At 71.9% G+C, this 25,753-nt stretch carries 22 protein-coding genes; 13 read left to right on the top strand and 9 right to left on the bottom strand.

The window, feature by feature from the left end:
- The 3 genes from sucB to lipB form a co-directional block, all read left to right on the top strand.
- Nucleotides 1-1,402, top strand: a 1,402-nt coding sequence (sucB, locus tag LB823_RS12720; RefSeq protein ID WP_224647612.1) for a 2-oxoglutarate dehydrogenase, E2 component, dihydrolipoamide succinyltransferase, incomplete at its 5' end; no start/stop codon positions are given.
- Between the two features lie 17 nt (nucleotides 1,403-1,419).
- Nucleotides 1,420-2,328 carry a TIGR01777 family oxidoreductase gene (locus LB823_RS12725; protein WP_224647613.1) on the top strand — a complete coding sequence of 303 codons (909 nt, stop codon included), beginning with the start codon at nucleotides 1,420-1,422 and terminating at the stop codon, nucleotides 2,326-2,328.
- Between the two features lie 10 nt (nucleotides 2,329-2,338).
- Entirely contained in the window at nucleotides 2,339-3,040 is a 702-nt protein-coding gene (gene lipB, locus LB823_RS12730) for a lipoyl(octanoyl) transferase LipB (protein ID WP_224647614.1), read from the top strand.
- Here the strand turns inward: lipB and LB823_RS12735 are convergent.
- Complete coding sequence (locus tag LB823_RS12735; protein ID WP_224647615.1) at nucleotides 3,031-3,414, bottom strand: helix-turn-helix domain-containing protein; 384 nt, start codon at nucleotides 3,412-3,414, stop codon at nucleotides 3,031-3,033. The two genes, lipB and LB823_RS12735, sit on opposite strands and share 10 nt — an antisense overlap.
- Nucleotides 3,415-3,552: 138 nt before the next feature.
- Between LB823_RS12735 and LB823_RS12740 the strand changes: the two genes are divergently transcribed.
- Nucleotides 3,553-6,603, top strand: coding sequence for an MMPL family transporter (locus LB823_RS12740; RefSeq protein WP_224647616.1), 3,051 nt, complete (start codon nucleotides 3,553-3,555; stop codon nucleotides 6,601-6,603).
- Nucleotides 6,604-6,622: 19 nt separating this feature from the next.
- Here LB823_RS12740 and LB823_RS12745 read toward each other — a convergent pair whose 3' ends face one another.
- Entirely contained in the window at nucleotides 6,623-7,804 is a 1,182-nt protein-coding gene (locus LB823_RS12745; RefSeq protein ID WP_224647617.1) for an MFS transporter, read from the bottom strand.
- A gap of 97 nt (nucleotides 7,805-7,901) precedes the next feature.
- Here LB823_RS12745 and lipA point away from each other — a divergent pair, with 97 nt between their 5' ends.
- Both lipA and LB823_RS12755 read left to right on the top strand, forming a co-directional pair.
- Entirely contained in the window at nucleotides 7,902-8,930 is a 1,029-nt protein-coding gene (gene lipA, locus LB823_RS12750) for a lipoyl synthase (RefSeq protein WP_224647618.1), read from the top strand.
- Nucleotides 8,931-8,948: 18 nt separating this feature from the next.
- The gene (locus LB823_RS12755) at nucleotides 8,949-9,713 is read left to right on the top strand and encodes a DUF4191 domain-containing protein (protein ID WP_224647619.1); all 765 of its coding nucleotides are present in this window, start codon (nucleotides 8,949-8,951) and stop codon (nucleotides 9,711-9,713) included.
- Between the two features lie 55 nt (nucleotides 9,714-9,768).
- Here LB823_RS12755 and LB823_RS12760 read toward each other — a convergent pair whose 3' ends face one another.
- Complete coding sequence (locus tag LB823_RS12760) at nucleotides 9,769-10,251, bottom strand: RDD family protein (RefSeq protein ID WP_224647620.1); 483 nt, start codon at nucleotides 10,249-10,251, stop codon at nucleotides 9,769-9,771.
- A 187-nt stretch (nucleotides 10,252-10,438) separates the two neighbouring features.
- Between LB823_RS12760 and glnA (LB823_RS12765) the strand changes: the two genes are divergently transcribed.
- Nucleotides 10,439-11,872 (top strand): type I glutamate--ammonia ligase, encoded by a 1,434-nt coding sequence (glnA, locus tag LB823_RS12765; protein ID WP_224647621.1) that lies wholly within the window; start codon nucleotides 10,439-10,441, stop codon nucleotides 11,870-11,872.
- Nucleotides 11,873-11,964: 92 nt separating this feature from the next.
- Nucleotides 11,965-12,255, top strand: coding sequence for a putative quinol monooxygenase (locus tag LB823_RS12770; RefSeq protein WP_224647622.1), 291 nt, complete (start codon nucleotides 11,965-11,967; stop codon nucleotides 12,253-12,255).
- 270 nt (nucleotides 12,256-12,525) lie between these two features.
- Here LB823_RS12770 and LB823_RS12775 read toward each other — a convergent pair whose 3' ends face one another.
- Together LB823_RS12775 and LB823_RS12780 are read right to left on the bottom strand one after the other, a co-directional pair.
- Nucleotides 12,526-13,044, bottom strand: a complete 519-nt coding sequence (locus LB823_RS12775; RefSeq protein WP_224647623.1) for an AAA family ATPase — start codon at nucleotides 13,042-13,044, stop codon at nucleotides 12,526-12,528.
- A 39-nt stretch (nucleotides 13,045-13,083) separates the two neighbouring features.
- A complete protein-coding gene (locus LB823_RS12780) occupies nucleotides 13,084-14,388 on the bottom strand; it encodes a polysaccharide pyruvyl transferase family protein (protein WP_224647624.1) in 1,305 nt (434 codons plus the stop codon).
- A 90-nt stretch (nucleotides 14,389-14,478) separates the two neighbouring features.
- Here LB823_RS12780 and LB823_RS12785 point away from each other — a divergent pair, with 90 nt between their 5' ends.
- The 3 genes from LB823_RS12785 to LB823_RS12795 all read left to right on the top strand — a co-directional run bounded on the left by LB823_RS12785 (nucleotide 14,479) and on the right by LB823_RS12795 (nucleotide 16,238).
- Nucleotides 14,479-15,027 carry an FKBP-type peptidyl-prolyl cis-trans isomerase gene (locus LB823_RS12785; RefSeq protein ID WP_224647625.1) on the top strand — a complete coding sequence of 183 codons (549 nt, stop codon included), beginning with the start codon at nucleotides 14,479-14,481 and terminating at the stop codon, nucleotides 15,025-15,027.
- A 3-nt stretch (nucleotides 15,028-15,030) separates the two neighbouring features.
- Nucleotides 15,031-15,684: a bifunctional 2-polyprenyl-6-hydroxyphenol methylase/3-demethylubiquinol 3-O-methyltransferase UbiG gene (locus tag LB823_RS12790; RefSeq protein WP_224647626.1), complete on the top strand. Its 654-nt coding sequence runs from the start codon at nucleotides 15,031-15,033 to the stop codon at nucleotides 15,682-15,684.
- Between the two features lie 77 nt (nucleotides 15,685-15,761).
- Complete coding sequence (locus LB823_RS12795; RefSeq protein WP_224647627.1) at nucleotides 15,762-16,238, top strand: nitroreductase family deazaflavin-dependent oxidoreductase; 477 nt, start codon at nucleotides 15,762-15,764, stop codon at nucleotides 16,236-16,238.
- 15 nt (nucleotides 16,239-16,253) lie between these two features.
- Here LB823_RS12795 and LB823_RS12800 read toward each other — a convergent pair whose 3' ends face one another.
- From LB823_RS12800 to glnA (LB823_RS12810), 3 genes are read right to left on the bottom strand one after another with little or no spacing between them, the layout of a single operon-like run.
- Entirely contained in the window at nucleotides 16,254-17,192 is a 939-nt protein-coding gene (locus LB823_RS12800; protein WP_224647628.1) for an endonuclease/exonuclease/phosphatase family protein, read from the bottom strand.
- Between the two features lie 24 nt (nucleotides 17,193-17,216).
- Entirely contained in the window at nucleotides 17,217-20,246 is a 3,030-nt protein-coding gene (locus LB823_RS12805; protein WP_224647629.1) for a bifunctional [glutamine synthetase] adenylyltransferase/[glutamine synthetase]-adenylyl-L-tyrosine phosphorylase, read from the bottom strand.
- A 13-nt stretch (nucleotides 20,247-20,259) separates the two neighbouring features.
- Complete coding sequence (glnA, locus tag LB823_RS12810) at nucleotides 20,260-21,600, bottom strand: type I glutamate--ammonia ligase (protein WP_224647630.1); 1,341 nt, start codon at nucleotides 21,598-21,600, stop codon at nucleotides 20,260-20,262.
- 128 nt (nucleotides 21,601-21,728) lie between these two features.
- On the opposite strand from glnA (LB823_RS12810), the gene LB823_RS12815 reads away from it, so the two are divergent.
- Nucleotides 21,729-22,301, top strand: coding sequence for an FKBP-type peptidyl-prolyl cis-trans isomerase (locus LB823_RS12815; RefSeq protein ID WP_224647631.1), 573 nt, complete (start codon nucleotides 21,729-21,731; stop codon nucleotides 22,299-22,301).
- Here LB823_RS12815 and LB823_RS12820 read toward each other — a convergent pair whose 3' ends face one another.
- Nucleotides 22,302-23,909, bottom strand: a complete 1,608-nt coding sequence (locus tag LB823_RS12820) for an alpha/beta hydrolase (protein ID WP_224647632.1) — start codon at nucleotides 23,907-23,909, stop codon at nucleotides 22,302-22,304.
- Nucleotides 23,910-23,963: 54 nt separating this feature from the next.
- Between LB823_RS12820 and LB823_RS12825 the strand changes: the two genes are divergently transcribed.
- Nucleotides 23,964-25,712, top strand: a complete 1,749-nt coding sequence (locus LB823_RS12825) for an NAD+ synthase (RefSeq protein ID WP_224647633.1) — start codon at nucleotides 23,964-23,966, stop codon at nucleotides 25,710-25,712.
- Nucleotides 25,713-25,753: the final 41 nt, after the last annotated feature.

Raw genomic sequence — 25,753 nt, forward strand, 5'->3', positions numbered from 1 at the left:
CGCCGAGCCCGAGCCGGCCCCCGCGGCCGCCGCTCCGGCCGAGCCCGCCGCTCCTGCGGCTCCGGCCGCCCCCGCGGCGCCGGCGGCTCCGGCCGCGCCCGCGTCGGGCACCGAGGTGACGATGCCCGAGCTGGGCGAGTCCGTCACCGAGGGCACCGTCACCCGCTGGCTCAAGAACGTCGGCGACGAGATCGCCGTCGACGAGCCGCTGCTCGAGGTCTCCACGGACAAGGTCGACACCGAGATCCCCTCGCCCGTCGCCGGCACGCTGCTGGAGATCAAGGCGAACGAGGACGACGTCATCGCCGTGGGTGGCGTGCTCGCCGTCGTGGGTTCCGGCGCCCCCGCGGCACCGGCCGCGCCGACCCCTACTCCTGCTGCGGCCGCTCCCGCGGCCCCGGCTGCTCCGGCCGCGCCCGCGGCGCCCGCCGCGCCGGCCGCGTCGTCGTCGGATTCGACGCCGTACGTCACCCCGCTGGTGCGCAAGCTGGCCGCGGAGAACAACGTGGACCTGAACGCGGTCAAGGGCACCGGCGTCGGTGGCCGCATCCGCAAGCAGGACGTGCTCGCCGCGGCCGAGGCCGCCAAGGCCCCCGCTCCGGCGGCGGCTGCCGCCCCCGCGGCCGCCGCGGCTCCGGCACCGTCGGCCCCGAAGGGCGCCCGCCCCGAGCTGGCGGCGCTCCGCGGCACCTCGCAGAAGACCAACCGCATCCGCCAGATCACGGCGAAGGTCACCCGGGAGTCGCTGCAGGGTTCCGCGCAGCTCACCCAGGTCTTCGAGGTCGACTTCTCCAAGATCGTGGCGCTGCGCGCGCAGGCCAAGGCCGCGTTCAAGGCGAACGAGGGCGTCAACCTCACCTACCTGCCCTTCATCGCCAAGGCGGTCATCGAGGCGCTCAAGGTGCACCCGAACGTCAACGCGTCGATCAGCGACGATTTCAAGGAGATCACCTACCACGGTGTGGTGAACCTGGGCATCGCCGTCGACACCCCGCAGGGCCTGCTCTCGCCGGTGATCAAGAACGCCGACGACCTGTCGCTGGCCGGCCTGGCCCGCGCGATCGTCGACCTCGCCGAGCGCACCCGCAACAGCGGCCTCAAGCCCGACGAGCTGTCCGGCGGCACGTTCACCATCACCAACATCGGCAGCGAGGGCGCGCTCTTCGACACCCCGATCCTGGTTCCGCCGCAGGCGGCGATGCTGGGCACCGGCGCGATCGTCAAGCGCCCGGTGGTGGTCAAGGACGCCGCGGGCACCGAGTCCATCGGCATCCACCCGATGGCGTTCCTCCCGCTGACCTACGACCACCGCCTCATCGACGGTGCCGACGCGGGCCGCTTCCTCACCACGGTCAAGCACCGTCTCGAGGAGGGCGCGTTCGAGGCCGACCTGGGCCTCTGACCCCACACCCCGGACTCATGGAACGACGGGTCGCCCTCGCCGGATCGTCGGGGCTCATCGGCACTGCGGTGTCGCGAGCGCTGGCGCGGCGGGGCGACACCGTCGTTCCGCTCGTTCGGGGGGAGTCCGCGCGCGGACTCCCCTGGGATCCGGCGCGCGGCGAGGTCCCCGATCTCGCCGGCTTCGACGCGGTGGTCGTGCTCAACGGCTCTCCCCTCGCGGGGCGCCGGTGGACCGGCGCGGTCAAGCAGCAGCTGCGCGACTCCCGGATCGAGGCGTCCGCCGCGCTCGCCGACGCCGCCGCCCGCGGAGGCGTCCCGGTGTTCCTGGGCGCGAGCGCGATCGGTGTCTACGGCGACGCGGGCGAGACGGAGTGCGTCGACGGTCCCTCCGGCACCCCGCCGGGTTCGGGCTTCCTCGCGAGCCTGTGCGTCGAATGGGAGGCGGCCGCGGCTCCCGCCCGCGCCGCCGGGGTCACGGTGGCGCACCTGCGCTTCGGGCACGTCCTCTCCGCAGCGGGCGGCCTCCTGCCGGTACTGCGCCGCGTCTACCGGCTCGGGCTGGGCGGCCGCCTCGGCAGCGGGCATCAGTGGATGTCGTGGGTCTCGCGCGACGACGCCGCCCGCGCGGTCCTGCACGTGCTCGACGGTGCCCTCGCCGGCACGGTCTCCGGGCCCGTCAACGTCGTCGCGCCGGCACCCGTGCGGCAGCAGGCCTTCAGCGAGGCCCTGGGCCGCGAGGTGCACCGCCCGGCCCGCTGGGTGGTACCGCGGATCGCCCTGCGCGCCGCCGTCGGAGAGATCGCCGACGAGGGCCTGCTCACGTCGCAGCGCGCCGTCCCGCGCGTGCTCCACGAGAGCGGATTCCGGTTCGCGCACACCACACTTCCCGCCGCACTCGCCGCGGCCATGGCGGACGAGGCGTAGCGTCGAGGGCATGCCCGCACGCTCCGCCCGCGCCGATTCCGCCCCGATCGTGGTCGAGGACCTCGGCACCATCGGTTACCAGGAGGCCTTCGACCTCCAGCACGACCTCGCGAACCAGCGCGCCGACGGCGCCATCGGCGACCGGTTGCTCCTCCTCGAGCACCCGCCCACCTTCACCGCGGGCAAGCGCACCGAGCCGCAGGACCTGCCGACGGACGGCAGCACCGTCATCGACGTCGACCGCGGCGGCAAGATCACCTGGCACGGCCCGGGGCAGCTCGTCGGCTACCCGATCATCAAGCTCGGCTCCGCGATGGACGTGGTCGACTACGTGCGCCGGATCGAGCAGGCCCTCATCGAGGTCTGCCGCGGCCTCGGGCTCACCGTCGGCCGGGTCGAGGGTCGCTCGGGCGTCTGGTTCCCCGCCGACGGTGCGCGGCCCGAGCGCAAGGTGGCCGCCATCGGCATCCGGGTGGCGCGCGGCGTCACCCTGCACGGCTTCGCACTCAACTGCGACAACACGCTCGGCGGCTTCGACGCGATCATCCCCTGCGGCATCCCCGACGCGGGCGTGACCACGCTGAGCTCCGAGCTCGGCCGCGACGTCACCGTCGGCGAGGTGCGCGACGCCGTCGTCGACGCGGTCCAGCGCGCGCTCGACGGCGACCTCCCCGTCACCGACGAGGCCCTGCACGCCGCCGATCACGCCTGATCGGCCGGGTCCTCCTCCACGCCGTCCCGGACGCCCTTCGCCCACGTCTTGGCCCACAGTTCGAGCGGCCCCAGGGCGATGAGCAGGGCCTTGCCCTGATAGCTGAGGCGGTAGGCACCGTCGGACGTCTGCGTCACGATGTGCGCCGCCGTGAGTTCCGAGAGGCGCTGCGAGAGCGTGCTCGACGAGATGCCCTCGATCTCGGTGCGCAGGTCGGAGAACCGCGACTTCCCGAAGCGCAGCTCCCACACGATCCGCAGGGCCCACCGTCGCCCGAACAGGTCGAGTGCGGCCATCATCGGCCGCCCGGTGTCCGACCCGCGGACCGGCCGCCCGGGTAGCGGGCGATCGACGTCCCCGTCGTTGTGACTCATGTCACTCCCCCTGCCGCTCTGCGTCGGAACCCACATCGAGACGCTCTAGGCGAGCCTCGTCGATAGAGATACGGTTCACACCTATCAGTCTAGTTCGATTTTTGGACCAGGGCCGGATCCCCTCCGGCGGACCGGAAGGTGACCGTGATCGACGCCCATAGTAATTCCGCAGCGAAGCAGCCCTTCTTCGCGCGGCTCGGCCGGCTCTGCGTGCGGTACGCGGCCTGGATCCTGCTGTTCTGGGTCGCCGTCGCCGGCGTCCTCAACGTCGCGGTGCCGCAGCTCGAGGTCACCGTCCACAAGCACTCCGCGCCGTTCATCCCGGGCGACCTGCCCGGCGTCGACGGGCTGCGCGCCATGGCCGAGGAGTTCGGCACCCCGTCGTCGACGGCGCAGGGCAACGTCATCGTCGCCGCCGAGGGGAAGATCGGCCCCGAGCAGGAGCAGTACTACCGCGCCCTCACCGCCGCGCTCGAGGCCGACAAGGAGCACGTCGCCTACGTCATCGACACCTTCGGCAAGCCCGCGGCCCGCGAGGTGGGTCTGAGCCCCGACGGCAAGGCGATCAACCTGCTCGTCGCCGAGGTGGGCGACATCGGCTCCACCCGAGCGCAATCGAGCACCGAGGCGATCCGCGCCACGATCCGCTCGATCCCCGCGCCGGCGGGTACCACCGTGGAGTTCACGGGCACCGCGCCGACCCTCTCGGACCTGTTCACCGCGATCGACGCGTCGCTGCTGGTGATCACCGCGGTCTCGGTGGTGCTGATCATGGCGCTCCTGCTCATCACCTACCGCTCGATCGGCGCGGCGATGGTGCCGCTGTTGACCATCGGGCTCTCGCTCGCCGTCTCGCGGCCCATCGTCTCGCTGCTGGGCGAGCACGAGGTGATCCCCGTGTCCAACTTCTCCATCGCGATCATGACGGCCATGGTGCTCGGCGCCGCCACCGACTACGCGATCTTCGCCGTCGCGGGGTACCACGAGGCGCGCCGCGCCGGAATCCCGTCCGACGAGGCCGCGGTCGCCGCGTCGACGCGGGTGGGACGCATCATCGTCGCCTCCGCGCTCACCATCGCCGTGGCGAGCGGCGCCATGATCTTCTGCAAGGTCGGCATCTTCGTCACCGCCGGCCTGCCCACGACGATCTCCATCATCGTCACCTGCCTCATCGCCCTGACCCTGCCGCCCGCGCTGCTGCGCTACCTCGGCGCGCGCGGCTGGGTGGAGCCGCGGCCCGGCACCGAGAAGCGCTGGCGTCGCACCGGCGCGCGGGTGATGCGCCGCGCCGTGCCGCTCTCGGCCGCAGCGCTCGTGGTGCTGCTCGCCGCCGCGGCGGTGCTCCCCAGCATGGTGATCGGCTTCGACGAGAACCGGATGCAGCTGCGGGCCACGGACTCCCGCAACGGCTACGAGACGGTGCAGGAACACTGGGGCGTCAACGAAGCGGTGCCGGAGTTCCTGCTCATCCGCGCCGATCACGACATGCGCAACACCCACGACCTGGCGGCGCTCGAGGCCATCGCGATCGGGGTGTCGAACCTGCCGCAGGTGGCCTACGTCCGGTCGATCACCCGGCCCGACGGGAAGCCGATCCCCGAGTCCGCGGTCGGCTATCAGACGCAGCAGGTGGCGAACGGCCTCGGCGACGCCAACCGGCAGCTCATTCAGGCCTCGCCGCAGCTCAAGGCGCTCGCCTCCGGTGTCGATCAGCTCAACGCCGGCGCGAGCGAGGCGTCCCGTCGGGTCCCCGAGCTCGTCGCCGGCACGCAGCGCGTGACCGGACTGGCGTCGGGCGTGCTCGACGCGCTGACCTCCGCCCAGCAGGCGCTGGCGACCGCGAGCGGCGGCACCGTCGACGTGAACGCCGCGACCGCCCTACTCCGCAGCGCCGTCTCAACCCTGACCACGGCCGCCGACGCCGTCCGGACCGCGCAACGGCAGAACGCCGGGATCGGCGAGGTGTTCGGCCCGCTCGTGGGCCCGGCCTCCCCCGCCTGCGCCGCCGACGCGAACTGCACCGCCGCGCGCCGGGCCTTCGCCGAGCTCGACCGCGCCACGTCCGGGCGGGCATCGACGGCGGTGCGCGCGGCCACCGTCGTGCTGCCCGCGGGCACCACTGATCGCGCCGCGACCGCGCTCGCGCAGGCCGACGACGCGCTGGCCCGACTGCAGGGGCTGCTCACCGGTCTCGGCGGGCTCAGCCCGGAACAGGTGAAGGGAAAGCTCGCCGAGCTCAATGCGGGCGTCACCCAGCTCTCCACCGGCCTCACGCAGCTCAGCACGGGCCTCGGGCAGGTCAAGACCGGCACCGATCAGGTGGTGGAGATGACGGGCCGCCTGCAGGCCGGCCTCGGCACCGCCACCGACTACCTCACCGGGCTCAGCGCCGGCACCACCGACGGCCCGGGCCGCGGCTTCTACCTGCCCGCGCAGGGGCTGCAGTCGGACCGCTTCGTCGACGGCTCGCGAGTGCTCATGTCGCCGGACGGCCGGTCCGCCCGCATGCTCGTGGTGTGGGGCATCAACCCGTACTCGGACGAGGCGTTGAACACCTCCGCGTCGATCCCCGACGCCGCGCGCGCCGCGGCGAAGGGCACGGTGCTCGAACCCGCCACGATGGACGGCTTCGGCCTGGCGTCGATATCGGCGCAGATGCGCGAGCAGGTGCTGCGCGACTTCCTGCTCTTCGGCCTGGTCGCCGTGATCGGCGTCTTCCTCGTGCTGCTGGTGCTGCTCCGCGCGGTGATCGCGGCGGCGCTCATGGTCGCCACCGTGGTGCTGTCCTTCGCCGCCGCGGCGGGCGCATCGGTGCTCCTCTGGCAGCACGGGCTGGGCATCCCCGTCGACTGGTCGGTACTGCCGATCGCCTTCATGGCGCTGGTCGCGGTGGGCGCCGACTACAGCATGCTGTTCGCGGACCGCATCCGCGAGGAGGCCGCCGGGGATTCGACGGTGCGCGGCGTGCTCCGCGCGTTCGGCACCACGGGCAGCGTGATCACCACCGCCGGGCTGGTCTTCGCGATCACGATGTTCGCGCTGATGAGCGGCAGCGTGATCAACCTGCTGCAGATCGGCTCGACGATCGGCATCGGCCTCCTGATCGACATCGTGGTGGTGCGCACCGTCTTCGTGCCCGCGGCGATCACCGCGCTCGGCGACCGGGTGTGGTGGCCGTCGAAGCCCTGACCGGCCCTGCCCGCGCCCGCTACCCGCGGGCCGGGGCGGTGCCGAGACGGACGGACGCGAAGCACAGGAGCGCGGCCGCCACGGCGAACGCGGTCGCCGTGGCGGCGAACCACGGGCCGCCCACCGCGAGCGCGCCCAGCACCGACGTGCCGGTCGCGACCCCGGCGTTCGTGCACGCGTTGTTCCAGCCGAGCACTGCGGCGCGGTTGTCGGGGTCGGCGGACGACAGGTAGGTCTGCTGCGCGGAGAAGAAGGCGCCGCCGCCCGCACACCAGACCGCCACGGCCGCGATCACCACCGCCGGGACGGTCGCCGTGGTGGCCGTCGCGACCCCCGCGGCGACGACCAGCGCCGCGCCGGCGGGCACCCACGCCGGGTGCACGCCGCGCCGGGCCAGCCGGTCGACGAGCACGCCGGTGGTGACGGACCCGGCCATCGAGCCGATCCCGACCACGAGGCCCACCAGGCCGAGGGCGGTGAGGCCGTAGCCGAACCGCTGGGAGAGGAGGACGCCGACGTAGGTGTAGGCGCCGAGCCGCCCGGCCTGGAGCAGCAGCGACGACGAGAAGGCCAGCGCGATCCGCCGATCGCGCCAGGGGGCGAACAGGCCGCCCCGGTCGGGCCCGGGAGCGGACGGGCCCGCGGACGGCAGGCGCAGGGCCGTCACCGCGGCCACCGCCAGCATCGGCACACCGATCAGCAGGTACGGCGCGCGCCACCCGAGCCCCGTCGCCAGGAGTGCGCCCAGCGGGACGCCCAGCACCTGGCCGCCGGCGTACGCGGCGGCGCCCAGCGAGACCGCGCGGCCGCGCTGCGCGGGCGCGGCGTACTCGGCGAGGTACGCCCAGATCGACGGTGCGCCGAGGGCCGCGCCGAGGCCGGAGAGGGCGCGGGCCGCGACGAGCAGCTCCAGCGAGGGCGCGAGATAGCTGAGGACGTCCGCCACGGCGAAGACCGCCATCCCGGCGGCGATCGCGTGCCGCCGCGCGAGCCGGTCCGAGAGCCGGCCGAAGAGGGGCCCGGTGACGGCGTAGCAGAGGACGTAGGCGGTGACGACGTTGCCCGCAGCGCCGGTCGACGCGTCGAAGGCGCGCGCGATGTCGGGCAGCAGCGGCGCGACGAGGTTCATCTCGGCGCCCATGAGGAAGAACACCAGGTAGAGCACGACGAACGTGCCCCACGGGGTCCGCCCCTGCGCCATCGCCGCACCTCCTGCCCGAGTCAGATTAGATGATCGAACAATCGAGGTCGACGGGGCGTGACCCGCGCCACCGTCGGGCGGCGGGGCCGGGCGTAGCATGGACCGAGTGAGTACCCCGGAGAACCCCCGCAAGCTACTCCGCCTCGAGGTCCGTAACGCACAGACCCCGATCGAGCGCAAGCCGAACTGGATCCGCACGCGCGCGAAGATGGGCCCTGAATTCACCGAGCTCAAGGGCCTCGTCAAGCGTGAGGGCCTCCACACGGTGTGCGAGGAGGCGGGCTGCCCCAACATCTACGAGTGCTGGGAGGACCGCGAGGCCACCTTCCTCATCGGCGGTGAGCAGTGCACCCGCCGGTGCGACTTCTGCCAGATCGACACGGGCAAGCCCGCGGAGCTGGACCGGGACGAGCCGCGCCGCGTCGCCGAGTCGGTGCAGGCGATGGGCCTGCGCTACTCCACCATCACGGGCGTCGCCCGCGACGACCTGCCCGACGAGGGCGTCTGGCTGTACGCCGAGACGGTGCGCCAGATCCACAAGCTGAACCCCAACACGGGCGTCGAGAACCTGATCCCCGACTTCCACGCCAAGCCGGAGCTGCTGGCGGAGGTCTTCGAGTCGCGCCCCGAGGTGCTGGCCCACAACCTGGAGACGGTGCCGCGCATCTTCAAGCGCATCCGCCCGGCGTTCCGGTACGACCGCTCGCTCGACGTGATCCGCCAGGCCCGCGACTTCGGCCTGGTCACCAAGTCGAACCTCATCCTCGGCATGGGCGAGACCCCCGAGGAGGTCACGGAGGCGATGCGCGACCTGCACGACGCGGGCTGCGACATCATCACCATCACGCAGTACCTGCGCCCGTCGCCGCGGCACCACCCCGTCGAGCGGTGGGTCAAGCCCGAGGAGTTCGTCGAGCACACCGCCGCCGCCGAGGAGATGGGCTTCGCCGGCGTCATGGCCGGACCGCTGGTGCGCTCGTCGTACCGCGCGGGCAAGCTCTACGCGAAGGCGATGGCGCACCACGGCCGCCCCATCCCGGAGAACATGGCGCACCTCACGGCCGAGGGTGACGCGGCACAGGAGGCCACCTCGGTGCTGAGCCGCATGGCCGCCGCCGCGAAGTAGAACATTAAGCTGGGAGACATGGCACAGGACAAGGCAGCCGCCGACAAGCTCAAGGCGCAGAAGGCCGCGGCGAAGCAGCAGCGACGGGAGAAGTCCCGCCAGAGCCGCAAGCAGATGTGGCAGGCGTTCCAGATGCAGCGCAAGGAGGACAAGGCGCTGCTGCCGATCATGATCGGCGTGTTCGTCGGCGCGATCGTGCTGTCGATCGGCCTCGGCCTCCTGATCGGCCAGCCGTGGTGGATGTTCCTCATCCTCGGCGTGCTACTCGGTGCGCTCGGCGCGTTCATCGTCTTCACCCGCCGCCTCGAGCGCAGCGTGTACAGCAAGAACGAGGGCCAGGTCGGCGCCGCCGGCTGGGCGCTCGACAACATGCGCGGCTCGTGGCGCGTGACGCAGGCCGTCGCGCGCACCACCCACGCCGACGCTGTGCACCGCGTGATCGGCAAGCCCGGCGTGATCCTCGTGGCCGAGGGCAACGAGGGCCGGATCAAGGGCCTGCTCGCGCAGGAGAAGAAGAAGACGGCCCGCGTCGTGGGCCAGACCCCGATCTACGAGTTCACCGTGGGCAACGAGGAGGGACAGGTCCCGCTGCGGAAGCTGCAGCGCTCCCTGAACAAGCTCCCGTCGAACATCAACGGCAAGAAGATCGACGAGCTCGAGGGCCGCCTCGCGGCGCTCTCCACCCGCACGGGTGGCGCGCAGATGCCGCGCGGCCCGCTGCCGCAGGGCGCCAAGATGCGCAGCGTGCAGCGCACCGTCCGGCGCAAGACCGGCTCGAACTGATCCGCCCCTCAGGGCCCGCCACGGCGGGCCCTGAGTCGTCAGCGGGGCCCGGGACTCAGCGGGCCTTGACGAGGATCGTGCCGGTGGCGCGGTCGTGCATGCCGCGGCCGTCCACGTCCTGGATCAGCGGCGGCACGATGAAGACGATGAGCAGGTTGCGCGCCAGCGCGCGGACGAAGCCCACCCTCATCTGCGGGTTCTCGATCCGCGCGACGCGGAGCCCGACGAAGTACTGGCCGGGCGTGAAGCCGAAGAGCGTCACCGACAGCACGCCGACGGCGAACCAGATGCCCAGCGCGAGCGTGTCGAAGGCCGTGGGCTCCCCCGCGAAGACGCGGCTCGGCCCCACGATCGCCACCGCGATCAGCGCGGACGGCACCCAGTCGAGGAACAGACCCAGCACGCGGCGGCCCGATCCGGCCGCGGACCCGACACCGTCGCGCGGCAGGCCCAGGGCCTGCCCGCGGTAGTCCCCGTGGGAACCCTCCGGCAGGGCCGCGGAGGCTCCGGACAGCCATGATCCCGTTTCTCGACGCATGCACTCAGGGTACGTGGGGTCCGATTCGGCGGCCTTCCGGACGGCCCTCGATGTGTAACACCGATGAAACATTGCGTTAGTTCTCGGGCAACACCTCGTCCATACCGTTCATTCTCGTAACCTCGGTGGTGGTGCGAACGGTACGACCGCGACCGTCACCGCCGGACGACGAAGGAGCCAGTAACAGGTGTTCACTACCAAAGAGGAACTTCTCGACTACCTGAAGAAGGAAGACGTCGAGTACGTCGACATCCGCTTCTGCGATCTGCCCGGCACGATGCAGCACTTCAGCATCCCCGCCTCGGCGTTCGACGAGAGCGTCTTCGAGGACGGCCTGGCCTTCGACGGTTCGTCGATCCGCGGCTTCCAGTCGATCGACGAGTCGGACATGATGCTGCTGCCGGACGTCACCACGGCGCGCATCGACCCCTTCCGTGCGGCGAAGACCCTGAACATCTCGTTCTTCGTGCACGACCCGTTCACCCGCGAGGCCTACAGCCGCGACCCGCGCAACATCGCGCGTAAGGCGGAGGAGTACCTCCAGAGCACCGGCATCGCCGACACCTGCTTCTTCGGTGCCGAGGCCGAGTTCTACATCTTCGACTCGGTCTCCTTCGACTCGACGATCAACGGCTCGTTCTACGAGGTCGACTCGATCTCGGGCTCGTGGAACACCGGCCGCGCGGTCGAGGAGGACGGCTCCCCGAACCTCGGCTACAAGGTCAAGACCAAGGGCGGCTACTTCCCCGTCGCGCCGTACGACCACTACGTGGACCTGCGCGACAAGATCTCGACCAACCTGCAGAACGCCGGCTTCACGCTCGAGCGCGGCCACCACGAGGTGGGCACCGGCGGCCAGGCCGAGATCAACTACAAGTTCGACACGCTGCTGCACGCGGCCGACGACGTCCAGCTCTTCAAGTACATCGTGAAGAACACCGCGTGGCAGGAGGGCAAGACCGTCACGTTCATGCCGAAGCCGCTGTTCGGCGACAACGGCTCGGGCATGCACGCCCACCAGTCGCTCTGGAAGGACGGCAAGCCGCTGTTCTACGACGAGGCCGGCTACGGCGGTCTGTCGGACCTGGCGCGCTGGTACATCGGCGGCATCCTGCACCACGCCCCGTCGCTGCTCGCGTTCACCAACCCGACGATCAACTCGTACAAGCGCCTGGTCCCGGGTTACGAGGCCCCGATCAACCTGGTGTACAGCCAGCGCAACCGCTCGGCGTGCGTCCGTATCCCGATCACGGGCAACAACCCCAAGGCCAAGCGCATCGAGTTCCGTTGCCCCGATTCCTCGGGCAACCCGTACCTGGCCTTCGCCGCCATGATGATGGCGGGCCTCGACGGCATCAAGAACAAGATCGAGCCGCACGCCCCCGTCGACAAGGACCTCTACGAGCTGCCGCCCGAGGAGGCCAAGGGCATCCCGCAGGCCCCGACGCAGCTCGCGGACGTGATCGACCGTCTCGAGGAGGACCACGAGTACCTCACCGCCGGTGGCGTCTTCACCGAGGACCTCATCGAGGAGTGGATCTCCTACAAGCGCGAGAACGAGATCGCGCCGGTGAACCTGCGCCCGCACCCGTACGAGTTCCAGCTCTACTACGACGTGTGATCGACTGAGCTCCACCCGGTTCGGCCCCGCACCTGCTCCAGGTGCGGGGCCGAGCCCGTTCCGGGGCCGCGCGGCGCGGCTACGCTGAACGGGTGACGTTGCAGGTGATCGCGCAGGACTTCATCCGAGTCGACGCCGTCGACGAGGTGCGGCCCCTGATCGACGAGCTGGTCCGCCTCACCCGGCGGGAACCGCTCTGCATCAGCTACGACCTGTTCGTCGACCGCCAGGACGCCGGTCACTTCGTCTACATCGAGACCTGGCCCGACCAGGACGCCCTCGACGCGCACTGCGCCTCCGAGCACTTCCGCAGGCTCGTCCCGCAGATCGACGCCCACCGCCGGCAGGACGGCACCGCCCTCCTCATGGACCGGCTCGCCTGACGCTCGACGCCGGCTCGGAAACGGCCCCGTCGAATCCGCCACGACGCGCGTATCGTCGGTGGAGAACAGGAGGCGACGATGTTCGAGACGAAGCTCAAGGGGAACGACGTGGTCGACCGGTCGGGCGCCGGTTCCGGCCCGGCGCGCCCGCAGATCAGCACGACGCTGCCCGACGGCGAGGTGCTCGTCATCCCCACCGCGGACATGAGCCGGCAGCACGACGCCGAGGAACTCGGCCGAAGCTCCGCACGCCCGAAGCCGTCGCAGCCTTCAACCGGGCAGGGCCGCCAGGACCTCGTCCGCGAGTTCACCCGGACCGAGCCGATCGGAGCGCAGGATCAGGGTTCCCTCGGGCTGCCGGGCCGCGGCGTCGGGATCGAGGCGGCTGAAGGCCCACTCCTCCGCCCCGGGCGGCACCTCGCCCTCGGGAGCGCGACTCAGCAACCGGTCCCGCTGTACCGCGAGGTCCAGATCCAGGAAGACGTGCAGGATCTCCTCCCCCGCGGCGGCCAGCCCGCCCAGGATCTCCTCGCGGTAGGCGTCGCGCACGAGCGCCATCGGGACGATCAGGACCTCCGCGTGGTGCCGGCGCAGAGCCAGCGCGGTGTGCACAACCAGTTCGCGCCAGCTGTCCAGGTCTTGGAAGTCCTCGTTCCGCGGCACCCACCGCCACAGCGTGATGCCCAGTTCCTCCGGGTCGAAGACGACTGCCGCCGGCAGCCGACGGTGCAACTCGCCCGCCAGGGTCGTCTTGCCGGCACCGAAACCGCCGTTGAGCCAGATGATCACGACTCCACGCTAGCGGGAGGCGCGCCGCGAACCCGTTCCTCAGACACTCGGGTACAACCGCGCCGCCAGCGCCGTCTTCCGCGCGACATTGGCCCGACGGTCCGCTTCCGGGAAACCACCGGCATCGGGCCGTGCGGGCACGGGAGAGTCGTCGTGCACGACGGTCCACCGCGACCCGGCATCGACCAGTGATCCGTGCTTGATGTCGTAGTACTCCCGCTTGGGCACCACCGCGACGCCGCTGTCGCCCGCCGCCGCGGCGAGGAGGTGTGGGTGGAACCGGGAGCTGATCCAGGTGCGCCCCTCGCCGACGGGCAGCCCCGCGCGCCAGACGTCGAGGAACGGGATGATCCGCGCACCGTCGATCCTGTCCCCCAACAGCTTCGGGACGGTGTAGTCGTGGCCGGGGATGCCCTCGACGACGGTGACCCGGTCGCCCGGCACGTCCCACGCGTCGAGCACCTCGCGAGCGAGGGCCGCCAGCGCCGGCGCACCGACCAGGCCGCCCCGGACGAAGCCCTCGGACAGGTCCTCCTGCATGCACAGCACCACCCCACCGGGCCGCGCCGGAATCGCTGGCGCTCGACCGAATCCCGATGCGGCGCCGGATCGTCCCGCGGCGGTGCCCAGCCCGAGCCAGATGTCGTCGCCGGTCAGCGACGCGCCCGGCACGTCGCGCAGCGCCGCATAGGACGGGCGGTCCCGCACGTCGAACACCGCGAACGCCGCGGCGTCCGCGAGGAACCGGTCGAGGTCGGCACCGTCGGGCAGCGGGAGCAGACCGAGCCCCGATGCGTAGGCCGCCGCGCCGGTGCGCGCCGTGACGGCGGCGACCGCCGAGATCACCGGGAACCACTGGGGCCACTGCCGGTTCACGTATCCACCGCCGATGACGTGGATGCTGGAGGCGCGCAGCAGATGGTCGACGCCCTCGGCCAGGCCGGGGGCGATCCGCAGGTCGGTGGCGGCGCTCGCGACCCAGTCCTGCGCGGCGGTGCCCTCCTGCAGGTCCGGGTTCTCGTCGGCGGCGCGGGCGAGCCGCCACAGCGTGTCCACGAAGACGGCGCGGGGATGGTCGCCGGCGAACAGCAACGCGGCCTCGCCCACGTGGGCGACGTCCACCACGACCGTGGCCGTGGGCCTGACCCTGGCCAGGTAGCGCAGCCAGATCCGCAGCACCAGTTCGTCGCCCAGGTTGGGATGCCCGGCGACTCCGATGAGGTAGATGATCTCGCCGCGCCCGACGCCGCCGAGGAGCCGCTCCGCGGCGCCCACGGCCCGCCGCGCGGCGCCGTCCAGACGCGCGATCCGCACCAGCTCCGCCACCGTCCCGCGCGTACCCACGGCCACACGCTACCCAAGGGGAGTCCCGGATCCGGTCGGTCCGCCTGGGACGCTGCTGAGAACCTCCGGCGAGGCGGTAGGTTCGAGACCATGCGTGCCTCCCGTTCGACCCTCGCCGTCGCCTCCGTCGTCCTCGCGGCGGCGTCCCTGACCGCCTGCAGCACGCCGGAGGCCTCCGCGGCCTGCCCCACGGGCGCCCCGAGCACGGCGAACTCCCCCGACTGGACCTACCAGGGACAGACCGGCTCCATCGTGGTCACCGGGCCCTCGGACACCGCGTCCCCACAGATCACCGTCGAGAAGCCCTTCTCCGTCGAGCAGACGCACGTCCAGGCCTTCAACCCGCCCGGCGACGGCGCCGTCGTCGGCGACACCGCGACGGTCTCGGTCTGCTACCTCGGTGTGAACGGCCGCACCGGCGAGCGCTTCGACAGCACCTACGACCGCGGCAAGCCCGCCTCGTTCTCGCTGGACGGCGTGATCCCCGGCTTCAAGAAGGCCATCGCGGGCCAGAAGGTCGGCACCTCGGTGGGCGTGGCGATCGCGCCCGCCGACGGCTACGTGACGGGACAGCCCTCCGCCGGCATCCAGGCGGGCGACACGCTGATCTTCGCGATCAAGATCCTCTCCGCGAACTGAGCGGTGGACATCCGCACCAGCCCCGCTCTCGGGCCGCCCATACGTGCGCTCAACTGGTTCAACGCCCGGCATCCTTTCAGCCACAACGACCATTTCCACGGATGGATCCTGCGCAACCTGCCCACGCACCGCGGGCGGGCCCTCGACGTCGGTTGTGGCGAGGGACTCCTCGCGGAGCGCTTGGCGAGGCGATTCCGCGCCGTCGACGCCGCGGACGCCGATGCCGGGATGCGCGCGACCACCGCCGAGCGGGGCGTCGAGAACGTCCGGGTCCTCGACGGGTTCGACGCAGCGGAGGGACCGTACGACCTGGTGACCATGATCGCCACCCTGCACCACCTGGACCTGGAGTCGACGCTGGCCCGGTTCGCGGACCTGCTCGCTCCGGGCGGTCGACTGTCGGTCGTGGGACTGGCTCGGCCCGAGACGATCGCGGACGCACTGTGGGTCAGCCGGTCCGCGCTGGCCAATCCCGTCATGGGCTTCCTCCGGCACCCCATCCCCGTCGCCGAACCTTCCCCGCGCCCGGCGTTCCCGACCCGCGACCCCCAGGAGTCCTTCGACGAGGTCGCGGCCGCGGCGTCCGCGATACTGCCGGGCGCGGTCCTGCACCGGCGGGTGCCTTTCCGGTTCACGCTCGCCTGGCGAGCCCCCTGACGGATCTCAGGGATTCACCGGAGGTGCTGTCCGCGCGTCGCGGCAAGACTGGGAGCACACCGATCCCTGGAGGCGTCATGCGGAAGCTGTCCATCGTCGTCGGAGCCGTGGTGCTCCTCCCCCTCGCGGCGCTGGCCGTGATCCTCGCGGGCATCCGGTTCCGGATACGCCCGGTCCTCGACGTCGTGCGCCGGTTCAACCGGGACTTCACGAACCCGCGCGCGGTCCACGACGCCGAATCGCCCGACTCGACCCGCACCGTGGTGCGGCACGTGGGGCGGCGCAGCGGCACCGCCTACGAGACGCCGGTCGACGCGTTCGCGACCGATCGCGGCACGCTCGTCATCGCGCTGCCCTACGGTCCGGACACCGACTGGGTGCGCAACATCCGCGCGGCCGGCACCGTCGACCTCCTGCGGCAGGGCGCGACGCTGAGCGCGACGGAGCCCCGCGTCGTCGCGACGACGGATGTCATCGACGAGATCCCGGCGGGCGCGCGCCGCACCCTGCGGCTGTTCGGCGTGGAGAACTGCCTGGAACTGACCGTGGCCTGATCGCCGGCCGGCGGCTCAGCCCACCCGGGCGAGCAGCGCCCGGTGATCCGCCCCGGGCACCTCGTGACCGGTGACCTCGGCCGCCCCGAGCCCGCGCAGCAGCACGTGATCGATCCCCACCACGGGCGGGTAGACCTTGTCCGTCGGGTACGTCGGCAGCCAGCCGGCGCCCGCGAGTTGCCCCGCGTCGCGGTAGCCGCCGGTGAGCAGGCTGCGGAAGCGCACGTGGTCGTAGGTGGCGTTGTAGTCGCCGAGGGCCACGACGGGACGGCCCTCGGGCACGCCCTGCAGCAGGGCACCGATCCGGCGCAGCTCGGAGTCCCAGGTCTCGGGGTCCAGGGGCGGCATCGGGTGCAGCGCGAACAACTGCACGTCGCCGCGTCCGGGGACGGTGGCGACGGCGGTCAGCGCGTTCATGACGAAGCCGGGGACGGTGCCGGTGCTCTTGAGGGGGTGACGGCTGTAGAGCGCGGTCCCGTCGGCCAGAGCGGCGGGCCGGACGATCGAGTGCGGCAGGTCCGTGGCGATGCTCGACGCGGCGATCCGCCGGGCAGCGTCGTCCGTCACCTCGAGCACGGCGAGCACGTCGACGCGGTTCTCGCGGACCAGTGTCGCGAGCGCGTCCACGTCGCCCGCACCCACCTGGATGTTCGCGCTGAGCACGGTGAGCGTCGGGCCGGCGGGCGCCGGCTCACCCCGCCACAGCGGCGCCTGCACCCAGATCCCGGCCGCCACCACGGCCACCGCCAGCACGAGGCGCAGCAGCGCGCGGACGTACAGCAGACACACCAGGGCGATCGCGACGCAGGCGACCCAGAGCACCGGCGAGACCGCGGCGGCGGCCACCGTGATCTTGTCGGTGCCGGGCCAGAAGTGCAGCACGAGCGCCAGGAGCGCGCCGAGCAGGGCCGCGGTGCCGACGATGCTCGCCGCCATCCGGAAGAAGATCCTCATGCGGACATCCTGCCCGCTGCGGCGCTATTCGCCCCAGAAGACCCGGTCGACCACGGCGCGCCCGCGCCGCGTGGTGCGCAGGTAGTCGTCGAGGTAGTCCAGCGAGCTGCCCCGCCACCCGGCCACGTAGGCCACGTTGGAGAGCACTGCGCCGGGGCCCGGCAGCTGGTCGACGGGCTTGCCGCGCACCAGGAACAGGGCGTTGCGAGCGCGGGTGGCTGTGAGCCACGCCGCCCGCAGCAGCTCGACGTCGCTCGCCGGGAGCAGCTCGTTGGCGTCGATCGCGTCGAGCGATTCGAGCGTCGAGGTGTTGCGCAGCGCGGGAACGGCACTGGCGTGCCGCAGTTGCTCCAGCTGGACCGTCCACTCGACGTCGGAGAGCCCGCCGCGACCCAGCTTGGTGTGCGTCGCGGGGTCCGCGCCGCGGGGCAGCCGCTCGGAGTCGACGCGGGCCTTGATGCGCCGCAGCTCGTTGACCGTCGCGGGCGAGACGCCGCCCTCGGGGTACCGGGTCTCGTCCACCATGTGCAGGAATTCACGGGCGATGCCCTCGTCGCCGGCGACGTGGGTGGCGCGCAGGAGCGCCTGCACCTCCCAGGGCTGCGCCCACTGCTGGTAGTACGCCCGGTACGCGGCCAGGGTCCGCACGACCGGCCCGTTGCGGCCCTCGGGGCGCAGGCCCGTGTCGACCTCCAGGCCCGGGTCCACCGACGGTGCGCCGAGCCGGGTCCGCACTGCATCGGCCACGTGGTTCGCCCACCGCACCGCGTCGGAATCCTCGTAGCCCTCGTTGGGCACGCAGACGAACAGCACGTCCGCATCGGAGCCGTAGCCGATCTCGTGCCCGCCGAGCCGCCCCATCCCGATGACTGCGATCCGCGCCGGCGCGCCGGGCGCGTAGGCGCTGCGGCTGGACTCGCGCTCGACCACGGACGTCGCGACCTCGGAGACGAGTGCGGCGTCGAGGGCGGCACCCCAGACCGACGAGAGCGCCGCGCAGACCTCGGGCACCGTCATCATGCCGAGGATGTCCGCGGAGGCGACGCGGGCGATCTCGCTGCGCCGCATGGCCCGCGCCACCGCGATCGCCCGGTCGCGGTGCGGCGCACGACTGACCGCCGCGAGCATGCCGTCGTAGACCGACTTCGGCGAGGGCTCCGTGAGCTTCGGTCCCGCAGCGCCGTCGGCGTAGAGGCGGATCACGTCGGGCGAGCGGCCCAGCAGCTCCGCGACGAAAGTCGACGAGCCCAGCACCGTCATGAGCCGCTGCGCGACCACCGACTCGTCGCGCAGCACGCGCAGGTACCACTCGACGTCGCGCAGGTCCTCGGAGAGCTTGCGGTAGTTCAGCAGGCCGGCATCGGGATTCGGGGTCTCGCTGAGCCATTCGAGCAGGGTGGGCAGCAGGATGGTCTGGATCCGGCCGCGCCGCGAGGAGTCGGCCATCGCCTTCAGGTGCGCCAGGGCGTGCTGCGGCTGGAGGAAGCCGAGCGCGGCCAGTCGCGCGACGATCGCGTCGTCGCTCAGGCTCACCGCGTCCGCGTCGAGGTTCGCGATCGAGTCCAGCAGCGGGCGGTAGAAGAGTTTGGTGTGCAGTCGGCGCACCCGCGCCGACTGCCGCTTGAGCTCCGCCCGCAGCACCCCGGCCGCGTCGCGGTCCCCGTCGGGCCGGATGTGCGCGGCGCGGGCCAGCCAGCGCCACGCCTCCTCGTGGTCGGTCGGCGGGAGCAGATGCGTGCGCTCCATGCGACGCAGCTGCAGCCGGTGCTCCAGGGTGCGCAGGAACTCGTAGGAGGCGGTGAAGTTCGCGCCGTCGTCGCGACCCACGTAGCCGCCGACGGTGAGCGCCTCCAGGGCGTCGACGGTGCTCCGCTCCCGCAGCGTCTCGTCGGTGCGACCGTGCACCAATTGCAGGAGCTGGACAGCGAACTCGACGTCGCGGAGGCCGCCTCGGCCCAGCTTCAGCTCGCGCTCGCGGAGGTCGGGAGCGATGTTCTCCTCGACGCGGCGGCGCATCTCCTGCACGTCCTGCACGAAGTCCTCGCGCTCGGCGGCCTCCCACACCATGGGGCTGAGCGCGCCCAGGTAGTCGTGGCCCAGCTCCATGTCGCCGGTCTGCGGGCGGGCCTTGAGGAGCGCCTGGAACTCCCACGTCTTCGCCCACCGCTTGTAGTACGCCACATGGGATTCCAGCGTGCGAGTGAGGCTGCCGGCCTTGCCCTCCGGGCGGAGCGCGGCATCCACGTCGAAGAAGGCCGCGGAGCCGATCCGCATCATCTCGCCGGCGAGCCGCGCCGAGGCCCCGTCGGCGGGCTCGGCGACGAAGATCACGTCCACGTCGGAGACGTAGTTCAGTTCCCGCGCACCGCACTTGCCCATCGCGACCACGGCGAGGCGGCCCTGCGGGTCGGAGTCCGGGAAGACCGAGGCGACGGCGACGGACAGCGCCGCGGTGAGCGCGGCGTCCGCGAGGTCCGCGAGATGCGCGCCCACGATCGCGAAGGGCAGGGTGGGCTCGTTCTCCACGAGCTCGGCCAGGTCCCGCGCGGCGAGCACCATCACCAGGTCGCGGTAGCCGTCCCGCAGCGCGGCGATCGCGGCGCCGCCGGTGACCGCGGCGCGGTAGATCAGGTCGTCGTCGCGGCGACCCGGGACCTTCACCGCGTCGACGGTGGCGAGCATCGCGGCGATCAGGTCGTCGCGCGACTTGAGCGGGGCGGTGTCCCGCAGCAGGCGCCACGACGCGGGGTGGCTGATGAGGTGGTCACCGAGGGCGTCGGACGCGCCGAGCAGCCCGAAGAGCCTGCCGCGAAAGGTGGTGTCGCCGCGGATCAGGCCGTCGATCTCCGCCCAGTCAGCGGCCGCGGATTCCCGCAGCCGCACCAGGGCGCGCAGCGTCCAATCCGGGTCGGCGGCACGGGAGAGCGCCCACAGGACGTCGGCACTCTCGATGTTCGCCCACCCCAGGGATTCGAGGTTCGGCTCGGCGTTGGAGTCCAGGAGCCCCAGCCGGCCCGCACTCGGGCGGCGGACCTCGCGATTCGTGGGCGGCACCGTCGGCCCCGCCCTACAGCGAGAGGAAGCGGTCGAGCTCGAACGGCGTGACCACCGCGCGGTAGTCGTTCCACTCCGACCACTTGTTGCGCAGGAAGTACTCGAAGACGTGCTCCCCCAGCGTCTCCGCGACCAGCTCGCTCTTCTCCATGAGCACGAGCGCATCGTCGAGGCTGGCGGGCAGGTCCTTGAAGCCCATGGAGCGGCGCTCGCGCGCCGTCATCTGCCGCACGTCGTCCTCGGCGGCCTCGGGCAGCTCGTAGCCGCCCTTGATGCCCTCGAGGCCGGCGGCGCACAGGACCGCGAAGGCCAGGTACGGGTTGCAGGCCGAATCGGGCGAGCGCACCTCGATGCGGCGGCTGCTCGCCTTGTTCGGCGTGTACAGGGGCACCCGGACCATCGCGGAGCGGTTGGCGGCGCCCCAGGTGGCCGCGGTCGGCGCCTCGTCGCCCGTCACCAGGCGCTTGTAGGAGTTGACCCATTGGTTGGTGACGGCGGAGATCTCGGGCGCGTGGTGCAGGATGCCCGCGATGAACGCCTTGCCGGTGGTGGAGAGCTGCAGCTCGTCGTCGGGGTCGTGGAAGGCGTTGGAGTCGCCCTCGAAGAGGCTCATGTGGGTGTGCATGCCCGAGCCCGGGTGGATCGAGAAGGGCTTCGGCATGAAGGAGGCCTTCACGCCCTCGGTCATCGCCACCTCCTTGACCAGGTAGCGGAAGGTCATCACGTTGTCGGCCATCGAGAGCGCGTCCGCGTAGCGCAGGTCGATCTCCTGCTGGCCGGGCCCCGCCTCGTGGTGGCTGAACTCGACGGAGATCCCCATCGCCTCGAGCGCCTCGATCGCCTTGCGCCGGAAGTTCGGCGCCGACTCGTGCACCGCCTGGTCGAAGTAGCCGCCGTTGTCGGCGGGGATCGGCATGCCGTGCGGGCCGGACTCCTTCTTCAGGAGGTAGAACTCGATCTCCGGGTGCACGTAGCAGGAGAAGCCCAGATCGGCGGCGCGGTTGAGCTGGCGTCGCAGCACGTGCCGGCTGTCGCCCCACGAGGGCGTCCCGTCGGGCATCGCGATGTCGCAGAACATGCGGACGGAGTGCATCTCCCCGTCGCCGCTGGTCCAGGGCAGCACCTGGAAGGTCGACGGGTCGGGCTTGGCGACGGTGTCCGCCTCCGAGACCCGGGAGAAGCCCTCGATCGAGCTGCCGTCGAAGCCGATCCCCTCCGTGAACGCGCCCTCCAGCTCCGCGGGCGCGATCGCCACGGACTTGAGGAAACCGAGGACGTCGGTGAACCACAGCCGCACGAAGCGGATGTCCCGTTCCTCGATGGTGCGAAGCACGAACTCCTGCTGCCGGTCCATGTCTCAACCCTAAGCGAGGAGGTGTTAACTGCGTGTTACAACCCGAGAAGGTTGCAGGCCACCGAACGCCTCCCCCGGGTTCCGGCCGATTCGCACCTGCGAAGGGGATACCGAGTAGCGTCCCCGGCGTGGATGCACCGTTCGCTCGCCTCACCGTCGCCGCCGCGGCGGCCTGCGCCCTCGCCCTCGCCGGGTGCGGTGCGGCGACGGAGCCCCCCGCCCCGTCCAGGGCGACCGGCACGATCGACACCTGCCCCGCCGCAGCGCCGGCCGCGGATGCCAAGGCGGTCGCCCTGACCGGGGTCACCGGCCGGGCGGTCGTCGTCCCGCCGACCGAGCACACAGCGCCGCGCATCACGGTCGACGCGCCGTACCGGGTCGACCGGTCGCAGGCCGTCGTCGCGGCGGCCGGGTTCGGTGCCGAGCTCACCGAGCGGTCGGTGGTCACCGTCTGCTACCAGGGCGTGAACGGCCGTACGGGGGCGGTCTTCGACGACGCGTTCGGCCGTGCGACCTCGGCCGAGATCGCCCTCCCCGACGTGGTCCCCGGCTTCCGGGCGGCGCTCGTCGGGCAGCGGTCCGGCACGACGGTCATCACCGCGGTCACCGCGGCCGACGGCTACCCGAAGGGCGAGCCGCAGGCCGGCGTCGAGCCGGGCGACACCCTGATCTTCGCGATCCGCGTGCTCGCCGCGAACTGATCAGGCGGTGCAGCGCAGGTCCGCCGCCGGGGTCTTCAGGTCGCGCAGATAGGCGGTCACGGCGTCGTCGACGCAGGCGTTGCCCTCGAGCGAGACGGTGTGCTGGCTGCCCTCGAAGCTGATCAGGGAGGCGCCGAGCTGCTTGGCCAGGCTCACCCCGTTCTCGTACGGCGTCGCCGGGTCGTGCGTGGTCGAGACCACGACCAGCTTCGGCGCGCCGACGGCGTTCACCTCGTGCGGCTTGAGGGTGGGAGCCGCCGCCCAGAACGCGCAGGTGCCCTTCGCGCCGCGGCCGGTGCCGCGGCCGTCGTCGAGGAAGGGCGCGGCCTTGCGGATCTCGGTGTCGAGCCGGGCCAGGTCCGCGGGCGCGGTGACAGCGGGGCCGTCGACGCAGTTGATCGCGGTGTTGGCGTCCATCATCGGCGAATAGCGGCCGATCTCGTCGCGGTTCAGATAGAGGTCGGCGATCCGCTGCAGCAGCGAGCCGTCGCCGCGCTGCAGGCCCGTGAGCGCCCGCCGCAGGGGCTCCCACAGCTGCTGCGCGTACATGGCCTGGATGGTGGCGGTGGTCGCGTCGCTGTAGCTGAGCTGCCGGCCGCCCTGGCCGCGCACCGTCTTGTCGATGAGCGGGCGCACCAACTGCTGGTACCGCGCCGTCGCCTGCGCCGGGTCGGCCCCGACCGGGCACGTGGGGTACTTGGCGCAGTCCTTCGCCCAGTCGTCGAAGACCGTCTGGAAGCCGGCCATCTGCTGCACGTTCGCGGTGATCTGGTCGAGGGCGGGGTCGACGGCACCGTCGAGCACCATGGCCCGGACCCGCTCGGGGAAGGTCTCCGCGTAGATGGCGCCGATGAAGGTGCCGTAGCTGTAGCCGAGGTAGGTGAGCTTCTCGTCGCCGAGCACGGCGCGCAGCACGTCCAGGTCCCGCACCGTCTGCGCGGTGCCGACGTTGGCCAGGAAGGCCTTCCCCATCTTCTCGGCGCACAGGTCCGCCTGGGACTTGTTGAACGCCTCCTGCTTCGCGATGCCCGCCGGGGAGTTGTCGAAGGCGAGGGTGGAGAGGCGGTTCTCATCGCGCTGCTTGTCGCTGAAGCACTTCACGGCGGGCGAGCTGGCACCCACGCCGCGCGGGTCCCAGCCGACCAGGTCGAAGCTCTGCGCGATCTCGAACTTGTCGGCCTCCATCGACTTGCCCGCCACCTGCTGCACGCCGGAGCCGCCGGGGCCGCCGGGGTTCATCAGCAGCGAGCCCCGCCGCTGCCCGGTCGCCTTGACCCGGGCGACGGCGAGCTTCGTCTCGCCCGCCGACGGATCGTCGTAGTCGATCGGCACCGTCACGCGGCCGCACTCGAGTTTCGTCTTGTCGTACTCGGCGATGTCGTCGGCCTTGGCGATCGCGGCGCAGGAGCCCCACTCGACCTTCTGCCCGTAGTACTTCCCGAGGCTCGCGGGCACGCCCGCGACCGACGTCCGAGTGGGGGTGGCGCTGCCCGGCGCGGACGATCCGCCCGCCGGTTCCGCGGTCCCCCCGATCTGGACCGAGCATCCCGCGAGTACCGCCGCGGCGAGGACCGCGGTCGCGGTCAGGAGGGGCTTGCCTGCCTTCATCCTTCCGATCCTGCCACGCGGCGCTCCCGGTTCCCGGGACGCTAGGGTTGAGCCATGACGCCCCTTCGTGTCGCGGCGTGCCAGATCAACCCCGTCGTGGGTGACCTGGACGCGAATGTCACTCGGATCACCGCCGCAGCCCGGGACGCCGCGCAGCGCGGCGCGCAGGTCGCCGTCTTCGGCGAGATGGCCCTCACGGGCTACCCGGTGGAGGACCTGCTCCTGCGCCGGTCCTTCGCCGTCGACTCGCGCGAGGCCGTGCACGAGCTGGCCCGATCGCTGGACGCGGCCGGCTGCGGGGATCTGATCGTGGTGGTCGGCTTCCTCGACCGCGACCCGGACGCGCCGGAGACCAGCACCAACCCCACCGGCGGCGCCCGCAACGCCGCAGGTGTGCTGCACGGCGGCGAGCTCGTCGCGCGGTACGACAAGCACTTCCTGCCGAACTACGGCGTCTTCGACGAGAAGCGCTGGTTCACCCCCGGCGACCGGCTGGTCGTCCTCGACGTCGACGGGGTGCGGCTCGGCCTCGCGATCTGCGAGGACGTCTGGTGGCCCGACGGTCCCGTCGCCGGACTGGCGGAGCTCGGCGTCGACGCGGTGCTGTGCCTCAACGCCAGCCCCTTCGAGGCCGGCAAGCCCGCGCAGCGCCGCGAGGTGGTCGCGGCCCGCGTCGCCGAGGGCGGCGCCCCGGTGGTCTACGTCAACCTCGTCGGCGGGCAGGACGAGCTCGTCTTCGACGGTGACTCCTTCGTCTTCCGGCCCGACGCCGGGGCGCTGACGCCGGGGCCGCAGTTCATCGAGTTCACACAGTTCGCCGACATCGCGCCGCTGGGCCGCGAACGGGCCCGCGCCGTCGATGGGTGGCAGGTCGAGGAGGTCGCCCTCCCCGCGCGGCCGACCGACCTGGTGCCGATCGTCACCGGTTGGACGGAGCTCGACGAGCTCGCGCAGATCTGGGCGGCCCTGGTCACCGGCACGCGGGACTACGTCCACAAGGTGGGCGGGCGCACCGTCGGCCTGGGCATGTCCGGCGGCATCGACTCGGCGCTGGTCGCGGTCATCGCCGCCGACGCGGTGGGCGCTGACAACGTGTACGGCGTGGGCATGCCCTCGAAGTACAGCTCGGACCACTCGAAGGACGACGCCGCGGATCAGGCGCAGCGCATGGGGATCGACTTCCGGTTCGAGCCGATCGAGCACATGGTGGAGGCGTTCGTCGGCCAGTTGCACCTGTCCGGCCTGGCCGAGGAGAACATCCAGGCCCGTTGCCGCGGGATGACGCTGATGTCGCTGTCGAACCTCGACGGCCACCTGGTGCTGGCCACCGGCAACAAGAGCGAACTGGCCGTGGGCTATTCGACGATCTACGGCGACGCTGTGGGCGCCTACGCCCCCATCCGCGACGTGGAGAAGTCGCTCGTCTGGGAGCTGGCGCGGTGGCGCAACAAGGTCGCCGTCGAGCGCGGCGAGACGCCGCCGATCCCGGAGAACTCCATCACCAAGGAGCCCTCGGCGGAGCTGCGCCCCGGCCAGAAGGACAGCGATTCGCTGCCCGATTACGAGATCCTCGACGACATCCTGCGTCGCTATGTGGAGCAGGACCAGGGCGTCGCCGAGATCGCCGCGGAGGGGAACAACGGCGCCGGCTACGACCCGGACCTCATCCGCAAGGTCGCGCGCCTCGTCGACCGCGCCGAGTACAAGCGGCGCCAGTACCCGCTCGGCCCGAAGATCACGCCCAAGGCGTTCGGCCGCGACCGCAGGATGCCGATCACGAACCGCTGGCACGACCCGGCCTAGAGACTGCCCGGACCGGAGATTCCGGCTGGGACTGTTGAAAT

It is taken from the genome of Tsukamurella sp. M9C (assembly GCF_020169415.1).
GTDB lineage: Bacteria > Actinomycetota > Actinomycetes > Mycobacteriales > Mycobacteriaceae > Tsukamurella.

Coding starts and splice junctions, on each gene's coding strand:
- LB823_RS12820 (WP_224647632.1), bottom strand. CDS start 23,909: ATGAAGGCAGGCAAGCCCCTCCTGACCGCGACCGCGGTCCTCGCCGCG.
- lipA (WP_224647618.1), top strand. CDS start 7,902: ATGGACCGAGTGAGTACCCCGGAGAACCCCCGCAAGCTACTCCGCCTC.
- LB823_RS12755 (WP_224647619.1), top strand. CDS start 8,949: ATGGCACAGGACAAGGCAGCCGCCGACAAGCTCAAGGCGCAGAAGGCC.
- LB823_RS12785 (WP_224647625.1), top strand. CDS start 14,479: ATGCGTGCCTCCCGTTCGACCCTCGCCGTCGCCTCCGTCGTCCTCGCG.
- LB823_RS12795 (WP_224647627.1), top strand. CDS start 15,762: ATGCGGAAGCTGTCCATCGTCGTCGGAGCCGTGGTGCTCCTCCCCCTC.
- LB823_RS12745 (WP_224647617.1), bottom strand. CDS start 7,804: ATGGCGCAGGGGCGGACCCCGTGGGGCACGTTCGTCGTGCTCTACCTG.
- LB823_RS12725 (WP_224647613.1), top strand. CDS start 1,420: ATGGAACGACGGGTCGCCCTCGCCGGATCGTCGGGGCTCATCGGCACT.
- glnA (WP_224647630.1), bottom strand. CDS start 21,600: ATGGACCGGCAGCAGGAGTTCGTGCTTCGCACCATCGAGGAACGGGAC.
- LB823_RS12760 (WP_224647620.1), bottom strand. CDS start 10,251: ATGCGTCGAGAAACGGGATCATGGCTGTCCGGAGCCTCCGCGGCCCTG.
- lipB (WP_224647614.1), top strand. CDS start 2,339: ATGCCCGCACGCTCCGCCCGCGCCGATTCCGCCCCGATCGTGGTCGAG.
- LB823_RS12800 (WP_224647628.1), bottom strand. CDS start 17,192: ATGAGGATCTTCTTCCGGATGGCGGCGAGCATCGTCGGCACCGCGGCC.
- LB823_RS12735 (WP_224647615.1), bottom strand. CDS start 3,414: ATGAGTCACAACGACGGGGACGTCGATCGCCCGCTACCCGGGCGGCCG.
- LB823_RS12825 (WP_224647633.1), top strand. CDS start 23,964: ATGACGCCCCTTCGTGTCGCGGCGTGCCAGATCAACCCCGTCGTGGGT.